This is a genomic window from Ensifer sp. GW821-FHT05G01 (assembly GCF_059419585.1).
The window spans coordinates 273,587-285,974 of the sequence record NZ_JBWKSC010000004.1 but is presented as its reverse complement, the minus strand read 5'-3'; the positions used below and the strand labels follow the sequence as shown (position 1 = coordinate 285,974).

At 63.4% G+C, this 12,388-nt stretch carries 10 protein-coding genes and 1 other RNA gene; all 11 read left to right on the top strand.

All coding sequences use genetic code 11. The features are described 5' to 3' along the window. The first annotated feature begins 57 nt into the window (after window positions 1-57). The 11 genes from AC07UR_RS12595 to murD all read left to right on the top strand — a co-directional run bounded on the left by AC07UR_RS12595 (window position 58) and on the right by murD (window position 12,367). Window positions 58-585 carry a lytic transglycosylase domain-containing protein gene (locus AC07UR_RS12595; protein ID WP_173420616.1) on the top strand — a complete coding sequence of 176 codons (528 nt, stop codon included), beginning with the start codon at window positions 58-60 and terminating at the stop codon, window positions 583-585. Window positions 586-867: 282 nt separating this feature from the next. Beyond that, entirely contained in the window at window positions 868-2,058 is a 1,191-nt protein-coding gene (locus tag AC07UR_RS12590) for an NAD(P)/FAD-dependent oxidoreductase (RefSeq protein WP_209790703.1), read from the top strand. An 89-nt stretch (window positions 2,059-2,147) separates the two neighbouring features. Next, window positions 2,148-2,547: RNase P RNA component class A (rnpB, locus tag AC07UR_RS12585), an RNA gene on the top strand. Between the two features lie 490 nt (window positions 2,548-3,037). Beyond that, window positions 3,038-3,478, top strand: coding sequence for a division/cell wall cluster transcriptional repressor MraZ (gene mraZ, locus AC07UR_RS12580; RefSeq protein ID WP_112810281.1), 441 nt, complete (start codon window positions 3,038-3,040; stop codon window positions 3,476-3,478). A 14-nt stretch (window positions 3,479-3,492) separates the two neighbouring features. Further along, the gene (rsmH, locus tag AC07UR_RS12575) at window positions 3,493-4,518 is read left to right on the top strand and encodes a 16S rRNA (cytosine(1402)-N(4))-methyltransferase RsmH (RefSeq protein ID WP_209790704.1); all 1,026 of its coding nucleotides are present in this window, start codon (window positions 3,493-3,495) and stop codon (window positions 4,516-4,518) included. 7 nt (window positions 4,519-4,525) lie between these two features. Beyond that, window positions 4,526-4,909: a cell division protein FtsL gene (gene ftsL / locus AC07UR_RS12570; RefSeq protein WP_173420613.1), complete on the top strand. Its 384-nt coding sequence runs from the start codon at window positions 4,526-4,528 to the stop codon at window positions 4,907-4,909. After that, the gene (locus AC07UR_RS12565) at window positions 4,909-6,657 is read left to right on the top strand and encodes a peptidoglycan D,D-transpeptidase FtsI family protein (RefSeq protein WP_173420612.1); all 1,749 of its coding nucleotides are present in this window, start codon (window positions 4,909-4,911) and stop codon (window positions 6,655-6,657) included. Before ftsL ends, AC07UR_RS12565 begins: the two co-directional genes overlap by 1 nt. Window positions 6,658-6,725: 68 nt before the next feature. After that, window positions 6,726-8,189 (top strand): UDP-N-acetylmuramoyl-L-alanyl-D-glutamate--2,6-diaminopimelate ligase, encoded by a 1,464-nt coding sequence (locus AC07UR_RS12560; protein ID WP_209790705.1) that lies wholly within the window; start codon window positions 6,726-6,728, stop codon window positions 8,187-8,189. 1 nt (window position 8,190) lies between these two features. After that, entirely contained in the window at window positions 8,191-9,630 is a 1,440-nt protein-coding gene (locus AC07UR_RS12555) for a UDP-N-acetylmuramoylalanyl-D-glutamyl-2,6-diaminopimelate--D-alanyl-D-alanine ligase (protein ID WP_209790706.1), read from the top strand. Between the two features lie 237 nt (window positions 9,631-9,867). Continuing rightward, window positions 9,868-10,968 carry a phospho-N-acetylmuramoyl-pentapeptide-transferase gene (mraY, locus tag AC07UR_RS12550; RefSeq protein WP_209790707.1) on the top strand — a complete coding sequence of 367 codons (1,101 nt, stop codon included), beginning with the start codon at window positions 9,868-9,870 and terminating at the stop codon, window positions 10,966-10,968. Window positions 10,969-10,975: 7 nt separating this feature from the next. Beyond that, complete coding sequence (gene murD, locus AC07UR_RS12545) at window positions 10,976-12,367, top strand: UDP-N-acetylmuramoyl-L-alanine--D-glutamate ligase (protein ID WP_209790708.1); 1,392 nt, start codon at window positions 10,976-10,978, stop codon at window positions 12,365-12,367. Window positions 12,368-12,388 lie beyond the last annotated feature (21 nt).

Genomic DNA, 12,388 nt, shown 5'->3' with positions numbered 1-12,388 from the left:
CTCGAACGGCGGGGTGCGCCGTGCTGTCCATTCCCCAGACCGGAGACTTCAAGCTACATGAGAATATCGTCTGTTGCTGCGGTGGCGGCATGCCTTGGCATGTTCTTCGCCGGGATTGGTACGTCGTATGCGGGGAACGTCGACAAGACCATCAAGACCTCATCCCTCAAGTCAGTTACACGGACGACAGGCTACCCGAACCCACAGCTCGCACAGGGCACGCAGTACACCATCCTGATCCAGTCCTATGCCAAGCAGTACGGCGTTCCGATCGATCTGGCCCATGCGATCGTCAAGGTCGAAAGCAACTTCAACCCGAAGGCTCGCGGCAGCGCCGGTGAAATCGGCCTGATGCAGATCAAGCCCGCAACGGCACGCATGATGGGCTACTCCGGCTCCTCCAACGGTCTCTACGATCCGGAAACGAACATCAAGTTCGGCATGAAGTATCTCGCCATGGCGCATGAGCTTTCCGGCGGAACCACCTGCGGCACGGTCCTGAAGTACAATGCCGGCCATGGTGCCAAGCGCATGAACCCGGTTTCCAAGCGTTACTGCGGCAAGGTTCAGAGCATCATCGACTGATCGATGCCGATCGTAGGGCGCGCCTGATCGTGCGGCTTCATCGGTTGAAGCGTGCAGCATGACCTCCTCGCATCGGCCGACGCCGGCACGAGGAAGGGCCCCGGTTCAGGGGCATTGTTTCCGTCGAATACCGAGCATCAACCGCCGGCTGTCTTCAAGCGGTGGCGGGTGCTCCAGCCGGACAGGTCTCGCGTTCCGGCGACCTTCAAAACGTAATGCAACCGCAGTGCCATATCTGCGCCGGCATGCTATCCAGACCTGATCGAAATGGTGAGGACGGACATGTCGGAAAGCTTTGATTTCATCGTTGTCGGCAAAGGCATGATGGGGGCGGCGGCAGCGCGGCACCTGGCGCTCTCGGGCGCTCGGGTGGCCCTGGTCGGGCCGGACGAGCCCGGCGACTGGGCCAATCACGGCGGCGTCTTTTCCAGCCACTACGACAATGCCCGCATCACACGCACGATCGACGACGATCCGGTCTGGGCGCGGCTCGCCAAGCGTTCCATCGACCGTTACGACGAGATCGCCGCTCAAAGTGGCGTCGACTTCTATGCCGAAGTCGGCTGCCTGATCGCCGGGCCGGCGCCGGGCGGCAGCTACGACTATATCGAGAAGGTGGCCAAGGCGCGCGACGCGCTTGGCGTCGAGGCGCCGCTTCTCGAGCAGGGCGTACTTTCCGACCGCTTTCCCTGGTTCCGTTTTCCCGAAGGTTTTGCCGGCATTCACGAGGCGCAAGGGGCCGGCTACATCAATCCGCGCGCGCTGGTGCTGGCGCAAACGATCTGCGCGGGAAAGGCCGGCGTACGGATCGTGCGCAGCGAAGTGGCCTCGGTATCCGAGGCCGGCGACCGCGTCGTGGTCACAACCGTCGATGGCGTCACGCTCGATGCTGGGCGGGTGATCGTTGCTGCGGGCGGGTTCTCTCTTTCAAACACGCTTCTTCCCCGGCCGATCGACCTTGTCGTCAAGGCGCGCACCGTATTTTTTGCGGAGGTCGCAGCCGGCGATCTTTCGACCTATGACCGCATGCCATCGCTGATCGGCGCGGCACCGGAGCAGGCCAAGAGCTACTATCTGCTGCCGCCGGTCGCTTACGCCGACGGCAAGCACTATATCAAGATCGGCGGCGACCCGACCGATCGCGTGCTCGACAGCGAGCCCGCGGTGCGCGCCTGGTTCCGCGGCAGCGCTGGCGCCGCGGCGGCTGCGCACATGGGCGGGCTGCTCGCCGAGGTGATGCCCGCCTTCAAGCCGGCTTCGACGCATTTCAGACCCTGCGTGACGTCGTTCACCCGCCATGGTTTTCCCTATATCGGCTTTGCCGGCAGCGACCGCATCGCTGTGGTGACCGGCGGCAACGGCCAGGCAGCGAAAAGCTCCGACGAGATCGGCCGGCTCGGCGCCGTGCTGGTGGCCGAGGGCCGGATCGACGACCCGGCCTATGAGACGGATTTCGCCGTGGCGTTCCGCTGAACGTGAAAGCGCGGGTGGGCGAGCGTTGAAACGCCGGGCCTGCCGTTTTTCTCTGGCGCTCGGCTTCCCGGTCGTTTAAGGACCGCCTGCCAGTTGGCCGGGCAGCCGCGCTCCGCAAGTGCCGAAAGGCCGCGGGGGGAGGAAAGTCCGGGCTCCACGGAAGTACGGTGCCGGATAACGTCCGGCGAGGGCGACCTCAGGGAAAGTGCCACAGAAAGCAAACCGCTCCGCTTGCGGAGTAAGGGTGAAAGGGTGGGGTAAGAGCCCACCGCGGACATGGCGACATGGACGGCACGGCAAACCCCACCGGGAGCAAGACCGAATAGGGATGACGCGGACGCGCAAGCGTCCAGCCTGTTTCCGGGCCAGTCATCCGGGTGGGTTGCAAGAGGCTGCGTGCAAACGTAGTCCCAGATGAATGGCTGCCACGTTCCGTTGTCTTCGGGCAGCGGGGCCATACAGAACCCGGCTTACAGGCCAACTGGCGATTTTTCCTTTTCTCAGCGGTGCCGCGCGCTTCGAGACGCGCAGGCGCAACCATGTTCAGGCGGGTATCGTTTCGATGCCGAACCGGATGAAGCGATCAGAAATCGCGCAGGGAAATCCTGCTCCCCCGCTTTGCTGCATTCTTTCTCACATTCTGATTTCTCAACGATTTGAAGCCGTTTGACCGTCGCATTCCAGGGCAGCGGGGGTCGCTTCGTAACGCTTCGTTAAACTTAACAACCTATCAATATTTGATCAGCTACCCGGCTGTTCAAGAGCCAATCCCATTGACGCCCATATGGTCCCATGATATCCCATAATGGTACTGCGCAAGGGCCGCTTCGTGGCCCATCATCGCAAGATTCCAGGGTCTCCCGGCATCGGGAGATGGGCGGGCATGTTGGTGTCCGGCGGGGGCGTTTTGTGAGCGTGGTCGAATGTTCTCGCGGGTCGATGATGATGGCCCGTCAGTCTTGGGCGGCCGTTTCGAGTCATGAACCGCTTCTTGTCAAATGCCACCAATCGGATCGATGCAAAGGGGCGGGTGTCCGTGCCTTCGGCGTTTCGTTCCGTTCTGTCGGATGGGGGCGTCCGGGAGCTATACTGTTTTCAGGACTTCGTCTTTCCGGCGATCAGTGTCGGCGGGCCGGAGCTTCTGGACCGGTTCGAGAGGCAGATGGCGGTCGAGGATCCATTTTCTCCGGCTGCCAACGAGATGTCGCTGCTCGTTCATGGGGGCGGGGTCTTCGTCAAGCTCGATCCGGAAGGCCGGTTGATGGTGACGGATTTCATCCGCGACTTCACCGGTATCTCGACCGACGTGATGTTCGTCGGGCGGGGCGATTATTTTCAGCTCTGGGAGCCGCAGGCCTTTCAAAAGGCGCAAGCGGCAGCCCGGGAAGGGCGCAAGTCACGGGGGCTGCGTCCGGAATAGAATGGAGAGGCGGAATGGTGACGGAACAAGGCGGAGGAGCTTCTGAAGCCGATGGCGGACCGGTCCGTCACATTCCCGTCCTCCTGAACGAGGTTCTCGCGGCACTCGAGCCGGCTCCCGGCAAGGTCATTCTCGACGGCACGTTCGGTGCCGGCGGTTATGCGTCCGCCATCCTTAATGCCGGTGCCGATGTGATCGCGCTCGATCGCGACCCGACGGCGATCGCCGCGGGCCAGTCGATGGTCGCGGCCTCCGGCGGCAGGCTCAAGCTCATTCATTCGCGCTTTTCGGAGCTTGCCGAGCATGCGCCGACTGGCAGCCTTGACGGCGTTGTGCTCGACATCGGCGTGTCGTCGATGCAGATCGACGAGGCAGAGCGCGGCTTCTCCTTCCAGAGGAAGGGTCCGCTCGATATGCGCATGTCGGCCGCCGGTGTCTCCGCTGCCGACGTTGTCAACCGGGCCAAGGTTTCCGATCTCATTCGCATCTTCGGTTTTCTCGGTGAGGAAAAGCAGTCGGGCCGCATTGCCCGCGCCATCGAGAAGCGCCGCGCCGAAACGCCGTTTGAAACCACCCGCGATCTCGCCGGGCTGATCGAAATCGTCACGCCGCGCAAGGCCAAGGACAAGATCCATCCGGCAACGCGCGTTTTCCAGGCGCTGCGCATCTTCGTCAACGACGAGCTCGGCGAACTCGCCCAGGTGCTCTTTGCTGCCGAGCGGGCGCTGAAGCCGGGCGGTCGGCTCGTGGTCGTCACCTTCCATTCCCTTGAAGACCGGATCGTCAAGGCCTTCTTCCAGGATCGCTCGGGCAAGGCCGCCGGTTCGCGGCATCTGCCGCTGGTAACCGCGCGGCCGGCAACCTTCACACCAGTTGGAAAGCCTATGGTGGCAGCCAGCGAGGAAGAAGCGTCCCTCAATCCGCGCGCCCGGTCTGCCAAGCTCAGAGCCGGTATCCGCACGGAAGCGCCATCGCCGGGAAACGATCTATCCATTTTCAATCTGCCGGAACTGGCGAGCCTTGCACGGTTGGGGGGCTGAGAGAGATATGCTGCGAACACTCGACATAGTCCTTATCGTCGTCATGACGGCAGCCGCCACGGTCACCTACACGATCAAGCACCAGGCCGAAAACAAGCTTGAGCAGGTGCGCAAGCTCGATGCTGCCATCAAGCTGGAAGAAGACACGATCGATCTTCTGCGTGCTGACTGGGCGCTGCTGACGCAGCCGAACCGGCTGGAGCGGCTGGTTGGCGCCTTCGGTGCCGACCTGCAGCTGGCGCCGACGCCCTCTACCCAGCTCGTTCGTCCCCAGGAACTGCCGATGCTGAAGGCGGATGTGCCGCCGACGGAAGAAGAAAAGAAGCTCGCCGCCGCCAAGGCAGCGGAGCAGACGACCGATAATATCGAAACAGGTTCGGTGGCGCGCTGATGTCGTTTCTCTCCCGCATCATGGTTCTGAAGAGCAAGGCGCATTTCTCCGCCGGCGGCAACAACCTGCCGGCCGAGGCCAAGCTCAACGTCACTTTCCAGGGCACGCGCAAGAAGACCACCAATCAGGCGAAGAACCGTGTGGCGATCATCATCGCCAGCTTCGGCATCGTCTATGCGGTCATCGGTGGCCGGCTGGTGCAATATGGCATGGCGCAGCCGGAGACGGTGTCGAGCATCGGCCGTGCCGACAACCTGATGGCCTCACGCCCCGATATTCTCGATCGAAACGGCGAGATCCTCGCCACCGACATCCGCACGGTTTCGCTCTATGCCGAGCCGCACAAGATCGTCGATGCGGACGAGGCGGTTGAGCGGCTGGCAACGGTTCTGCCTGACATCAACGCCCGCGAAATCTACAACAAGCTGAAGTCGAAATCGCGCTTCCAGTGGCTGCGCCGCCAGCTGACGCCCAAGCAGCAGAGCGAGATCCTGGCGCTCGGCATTCCCGGTGTCGGCTTCCGGCCGGAGAAGCGTCGCTTCTATCCGGGTGGCCCGACGGCCGCCCACATCCTCGGTCACGTCAACATCGACAACCGCGGCGTTGCCGGCATGGAGCGCTACATCGACGGGCAGGGGCTCGCCGATCTCGCCGCCATCGGCATGACCAGCGATGCCAAGCTCGAGCCGGTCAAGCTGTCGATCGACGTCCGCGTGCAGAACATCGTCCGCGACGTCATCGATTCCGGCATGAAGAACTACCAGGCGCTGGCCGCCGGCGCCGTCGTGCTCGACGTGCATACCGGCGAAGTGCTGGCGATGGCGTCCGTCCCCGACTACGACCCGAACAAGCCGGCCGAAGGCGCCGAAGAGGGCTGGATGAACCGCATGTCGAACGGCACGTTCGAAATGGGCTCCACCTTCAAGACCTTCACCATCGCCATGGGGCTCGATTCCGGCAAGGTGACGCTCAACGACAGTTTCGACGCCACGGCGCCGATCCGCATCGGCGGCTTCACCATCAAGGACTTCCACGGCAAGCGCCGCGTGCTGACCGTGCCGGAAATCTTCCAGTATTCGTCGAACATCGGCACGGCCAAGATCGCCGACCTCATCGGCATTCCCGGCCACAAGGAATTCCTGACCCGCATCGGCCTGCTGTCGAAGCTGCCGACCGAGCTGCCGGAGGTCAAATCCCCGAGCCAGCCGCGTGAATGGAAGAAGATCAACTCGATCACCATCTCCTTCGGCCACGGCGTTTCGACGACCCCGTTGCAGACGGCCGTTGCCGGTGCAGCACTCGTCAACGGCGGTAAGCTGATTCCGCCGACCTTCCTGCCGCGTTCGGAAGAGCAAGCGGACGAACTGGCAACCACGGTCGTCAAGAAGAGCACCAGCGACGACATGCGCTTCCTGCTTCGCTGGAACGGCATCGCCGGCTCGGGCAAGCGCGCGCAGGTGCCGGGCTTCAACGTCGGTGGCAAGACCGGCACGGCCGACAAGGTCGTCAACGGTCGCTATGCCAGCGACCAGAACTTCAACGCCTTTCTTGCAGCCTTTCCGATCGACAATCCGAAGTACATCGTGCTGACCTTCATCGATGCGCCGAAGACCGGCGAAGGCGGCGGACGGACCGCCGGTTCGAATGCCGCACCCATGGTTCGCGACATCATCAGCCGCTCCGCACCGCTTCTCGGCGTCGAACCGAAGTTCGGAGAAGATGGTTCTGCCATGCTTGTGTCTTATTAGGCATGAAATGAGAATGCGGGACGATTCGCGATTCCAGCGGATCGAGAGCGATGTGAGACGTGCGGTTCATGAAGATAAAAGACCTGGCGGGAACGAGCTTCCCTGAACTTTCTGCGCAACTGGATGGCGCTTCCTCTTCGATCGAGGTTGCCGGCATCACGGCCGACAGTCGGCAGGTGCAGCCAGGGGATCTTTTCGTCGCCGTTTCCGGCAGCAAGGCAAACGGCAACACCTATATCGCCGATGCGCTTTCGCGCGGCGCAGTCGCCGTGGTTGCCGAAAGCAATGCGAAACCGGATGGAGCCTCCGCGCCCGTTCTCTCGCTCGCCAATCCGCGCGCCTTCCTCGCGCGCGCTGCCGCCGCCTTCTACGGCCGCCAGCCCGAGACGATGGTGGCGGTGACGGGGACGGCCGGCAAGACCTCGGTTGCCTCCTTCACCCGGCAGATCTGGGCGCATTCCGGCCTTGCTGCCGCGATGATCGGCACCACGGGCGTCGTTGCGCCCGGCCGCAACGATTATGGCTCGCTGACCACGCCAGATCCTGTTTCCCTGCACAAGCTTCTGGCCGAACTCGCCGACGCCGGCGTCACCCATGCGGCGATGGAAGCGTCCAGCCACGGCCTCGACCAGAGCCGGCTCGACGGCGTCAAGCTTTCGGCCGCCGCCTTTACCAATCTCGGTCGCGACCACATGGATTATCATCCGACCGTCGAACACTACATGGCCTCGAAGATGCGGCTGTTCGATGCGCTGTTGCCGAAGGGCGCGCCGGCGGTGATCTTTGCCGACGACCAGTGGTCGGAGCAGGCGATCGCGGCTGCCCGCAAGGCCAAGCTCGACGTGCGCACCGTCGGCCGCAAGGGCGATTTCATCTCGCTGAAACGGGTCGAGCATTTCCGCCACAAGCAGTCTGCCGAAGTCCATGTCGGCGACGACATCTTCGAAATCCACATTCCGCTGGCTGGCGATTTCCAGGTGGCCAATGCGCTTGTCGCCGCCGGCCTTGCGATCTCCACCGGCATCAGCGCCAAGGCGGCGTTCTCCGCGCTTGAAAAGCTGCAGGGCGCCTCCGGCCGCCTCGAACTGGTCGGCCAGACGCGCGATGGCGCGCTTGCCTATGTCGATTATGCCCACAAGCCGGATGCGCTCGAAAACGTACTCGCCTCCGTGCGACCATTCACGACGGGTCGCGTCATCGTTGTCTTCGGCTGCGGCGGCGACCGCGACAAGGGCAAGCGCCCGATCATGGGCGAGATCGCGACGCGGCTTGCCGATGTGGTGATCGTCACCGATGACAATCCGCGCTCGGAAGTCCCTGAGGTCATCCGCTCCGAAATCATGGCTGCCGCCCCGGGCGCGACCGAAATCGGCGACCGCGCCGAAGCGATCCGCGCCGCCGTCGGCATGCTTCAAAGCGGCGACACGCTGATCGTCGCCGGCAAGGGACACGAGGAGGGCCAGACGGTCGGTTCCGTCACGCTGCCGTTCTCGGATCATGCGGAAGTCCGCAAGGCACTGGGAGGTCTTTGATTTGAACTGGCTCTGGACAAGCAGCGATCTTCTGGCCGCAATGCACGGCCGACCGGTTGGAAACCTGCCCGAAGGAGTAAGCGGCATATCGATCGACAGCCGCTCTGTCGGCAAGGGCGAAGCCTTCTTCGCGATCAAGGGTGACCGGGTCGACGGCCACGATTATGCCGGCCTCGCGCTTGCCAACGGCGCGGCGTTGCTCGTCGTCAGCGAAGGCAAGCTGCCGGCGCTCGGCCGCCTCAGCGCGCCGATGATCGTCGTCGACGACGTGCTCGAGGCAATGATTCGGCTTGGATGTGCGGCGCGCGATCGCAGCGCCGCCAAGATCATCGCCGTCACCGGTTCGGTCGGTAAGACCACCACCAAGGAGATGCTGCGCCACGTGCTGGTGCCGCAAGGCCGCGTGCATGCGTCCGTCGCCTCCTTCAACAATCATTGGGGCGTGCCGCTGACACTGGCGCGCATGCCGGAGGCCACCGATTTCGGCATCTTCGAAATCGGCATGAACCATCCGGACGAGATCCGGCCGCTGACGAAGATGGTCCGCCCGCATGTGGCCATCGTCACCAGCATCGCGGCCGCCCATCTCGGCAACTTCGAAAGCCTCGACCAGATCGCCGAGGCCAAGGCCGAGATCTTCGAGGGCGTCGTCAACGGCGGTCACGCTGTGATCAATCACGATAGCGCCCAGTACAGGCTGCTCGAGAAGGCGGCGGGTGCCGCCGGTGTCAGCTACATTCATTCGTTCGGCGTCAACCCGAAGGCGGAGTTCCGTCTTGTGGAATTTGCCGGCGCTGCGGATGGATCGGTGCTCTGGGCAGCGCTTGGTGGCCGGACGATGGAGATCACCATCGGCGCACCTGGCCGTCACATTGCCGAAAACGCGCTGGCCGTGCTCGCAGCCGTCAAGCTCGTCGGCGCTGACGTCGATTACGCCGCCTCGTCGCTTGCGACCATGCAGGCCGAAACCGGCAGGGGACGCAGGCACCAGTTGCTGGTCGGCCCCGGCACGCTGACGCTGATCGACGAAAGCTACAACGCCAACCCGACCTCGATGCGGGCAGCGATTTCGCTCTTGAAGGATTCGACACCGGCACCGGGCGGGCGTCGCATCGCCGTGCTCGGCGACATGCTGGAGATGGGCGACCATGCCGTCGAGGTTCACGCGGCACTCGCGAGGCCCCTGTTCGAGGCCGGGATTACCGATGTGTGGCTCGCAGGGCCGTTGATGGCCCACTTGCGCGACGCGCTGCCGCCGGAAGTCTCGGTCGTCTACCGCGAGAGCGTGGAAGAACTGAAGGCCTACGCACTCGGCGCGGTTGTGGCTGGCGACGTGGTGATGATCAAGTCGTCGAAAGGCACGGGCTGCGTCAAGATCGTCCACGCGCTGATCGAAGCCTATCCCGAGCCTGAGGCCGAGGAGAACGAACCGACGGCATGATTGGCCCGGCCGCAGGCGGTCGGCGGGCAATGATGCGACCGAAGACATGACGATAGCGACCGTTGCGCGCCTCATGGCGCGCGCAGCGTTGTGAGGGTCGCCGCAGATGCCGGTGACGGTGGGTACAGCTTTGGGTTAGGCAGCGCGACCTAACACTTTTGTATACAAGCGCGTATCGTTTTTCAGATGATTCTGTTGGACGGTGTCCGATTTTAAACCTTTGGGGAAAGGTCCCTTATGCTCATCTGGCTCGTGGAACTGGCGGACCACTTTCAATTTTTCAATCTCTTTCGCTACATCACGTTCCGTACCGGTGCAGCGCTTTTCACGTCGGCCTTGATCGTATTTCTGTTCGGACCGCGCATGATCGATTCGCTCCGTATCCGTCAGGGCAAGGGCCAACCCATCCGCGCCGACGGGCCGCAGACGCATTTCAAGAAGGCCGGCACGCCGACGATGGGCGGCCTGATGATCCTTGCCGGCATCGTGGTGTCGTCGCTGCTGTGGGCCGATCTTTCCAGCGTCTATGTGGTGTCGACCCTTCTCGTCACGCTCGGCTTCGGCGCCATCGGCTTCTATGACGATTATCTCAAGGTCACCAAGCAGTCGGACAAGGGCTTTTCCGGCAAGGCGCGTCTCGGTTTCGAGTTCCTCATCGCTGCCATCGCTGTGTTCTTCATGATGCAGGCTTCGCTCTCGGGCGGCGCTGCCGGCTCGACCTTCGGCTCCTCGGTCACGTTCCCGTTCTTCAAGGACCTGGTGATCAATCTCGGTTACTTCTTCGTGCTTTTCGGCGGCTTCGTCATCGTCGGCGCCGGCAATGCGGTGAACCTGACGGATGGTCTCGACGGGCTTGCGATCGTGCCTGTGATGATCGCGGCCGCCGCCTTCGGCCTGATCGCCTATCTCGCCGGTAACGCCGTATTCGCCAACTATCTGCAGATCCATTTCGTGCCGGGCACGGGCGAACTTGCCGTCATCCTCGGCGCCGTCATCGGCGCCGGCCTCGGCTTCCTCTGGTTCAACGCGCCGCCCGCCGCCATCTTCATGGGCGATACCGGTTCGCTGGCGCTCGGCGGCCTGATCGGCACCGTCGCCGTCGCCGTCAAGCATGAGTTCGTCATGATCATCATCGGCGGCCTGTTCGTCATGGAAACGCTGTCGGTGATCATCCAGGTGTTCTGGTTCAAGCGCACCGGCCGCCGCGTCTTCCTGATGGCGCCGATCCACCACCACTTCGAAAAGAAGGGCTGGACGGAAAGCCAGGTCGTGATCCGCTTCTGGATCATCGCCGTCATCCTGGCGATGATCGGTCTCTCCACCCTCAAGCTGCGGTGATCGGACGATGATCGCGGTCAGCACACTCAAGGGCAAAAAGGTCGCTCTCTTCGGGCTCGGCGGCTCGGGGCTCGCGACCGCGCAGGCGCTCGTGGCCGGCGGGGCGGAAGTGACGGCGTGGGACGACAATCCCGACAGCGTCGCCAAGGCCACCGACGCAGGCGTGCCGACGGCGAACCTGCACGGCATCGACTGGCGCGCTTACGCCGCTTTCGTGCTGTCGCCCGGCGTGCCGCTGACCCATCCGAAGCCGCACTGGACCGTCGACCTCGCGCATGCAGCCGGCGTCGAGATCATCGGTGATGTCGAGCTTTTCGTGCGCGAGCGCCGTGCGCAGGCGCCCGACTGCCCGTTCATCGCCATTACCGGCACCAACGGCAAATCGACGACGACGGCGCTGATCGCCCATATCCTGAAGGAAAGCGGCCGCGACACGCAGCTCGGCGGCAATATCGGCACGGCCGTGCTGACACTCGATCCTCCGAAGGCCGGCCGGTTCCACGTGGTCGAGTGCTCGTCCTACCAGATCGATCTTGCGCCGACGCTCAACCCGACAGCCGGCATCCTGCTCAACCTCACGCCCGATCATCTCGACCGCCACGGCACCATGCAGCATTATGCCGACATCAAGGAGCGGCTGGTGGCGGGCAGCGGCACGGCGATCGTCGGCGTCGATGACAGTTTCTCAGCGCTGATTGCCGACCGCGTCGAGCGGGCAGGCACCAAGGTGGTGCGCATCTCGCGCCGGCATGTCCTGGCAGACGGAATCCACGCCGATGGATCACGCATCCTGCAGGCGCACGGTGGAACGTCGCGGCTTTTCGTCGATCTGGATGGCATCCAGACGCTGCGCGGCGGCCACAATGCCCAGAATGCGGCAGCCGCAATTGCCGCCTGCCTTGCCGTCGGCGTCAGCGAAGACGAGATCCGCCAGGGGCTGGCAAGTTTCCCCGGGCTGAAGCATCGCATGCAGCCGGTCGGCCGTAAGGGTGCGGTCGTGTTCGTCAATGACAGCAAGGCGACCAATGCGGATGCGGCAGCGCCGGCCTTGTCGAGCTATGAACGCATCTACTGGATTGCCGGCGGTCTGCCCAAGGAAGGTGGCATCACCTCGCTGTCGCCGTTCTTCCCGAAGATCGTCAAGGCGTATCTCATCGGCGAGGCGGCACCTGCATTTGCCGCGACGCTCGGCGAGGCGGTGCCCTACGAGATCTCAGGCACGCTGGAAAAGGCCGTGGCGCATGCGGCGGCGGATGCGGAAGGCGACGGCAAGGGCGCTGCGGCGGTGATGTTATCCCCGGCTTGCGCAAGCTTCGACCAGTATAAGAACTTTGAAATACGCGGTGATGCCTTCGTGACCCACGTTCAGGGATTGCAGGGCGTGACGATGCTGATCTGACGCGCACCCGCCGACGCGCTC

Coding starts and splice junctions, on each gene's coding strand:
- AC07UR_RS12595 (WP_173420616.1), top strand. CDS start 58: ATGAGAATATCGTCTGTTGCTGCGGTGGCGGCATGCCTTGGCATGTTC.
- AC07UR_RS12590 (WP_209790703.1), top strand. CDS start 868: ATGTCGGAAAGCTTTGATTTCATCGTTGTCGGCAAAGGCATGATGGGG.
- mraZ (WP_112810281.1), top strand. CDS start 3,038: ATGAACCGCTTCTTGTCAAATGCCACCAATCGGATCGATGCAAAGGGG.
- rsmH (WP_209790704.1), top strand. CDS start 3,493: ATGGTGACGGAACAAGGCGGAGGAGCTTCTGAAGCCGATGGCGGACCG.
- ftsL (WP_173420613.1), top strand. CDS start 4,526: ATGCTGCGAACACTCGACATAGTCCTTATCGTCGTCATGACGGCAGCC.
- AC07UR_RS12565 (WP_173420612.1), top strand. CDS start 4,909: ATGTCGTTTCTCTCCCGCATCATGGTTCTGAAGAGCAAGGCGCATTTC.
- AC07UR_RS12560 (WP_209790705.1), top strand. CDS start 6,726: ATGAAGATAAAAGACCTGGCGGGAACGAGCTTCCCTGAACTTTCTGCG.
- mraY (WP_209790707.1), top strand. CDS start 9,868: ATGCTCATCTGGCTCGTGGAACTGGCGGACCACTTTCAATTTTTCAAT.
- murD (WP_209790708.1), top strand. CDS start 10,976: ATGATCGCGGTCAGCACACTCAAGGGCAAAAAGGTCGCTCTCTTCGGG.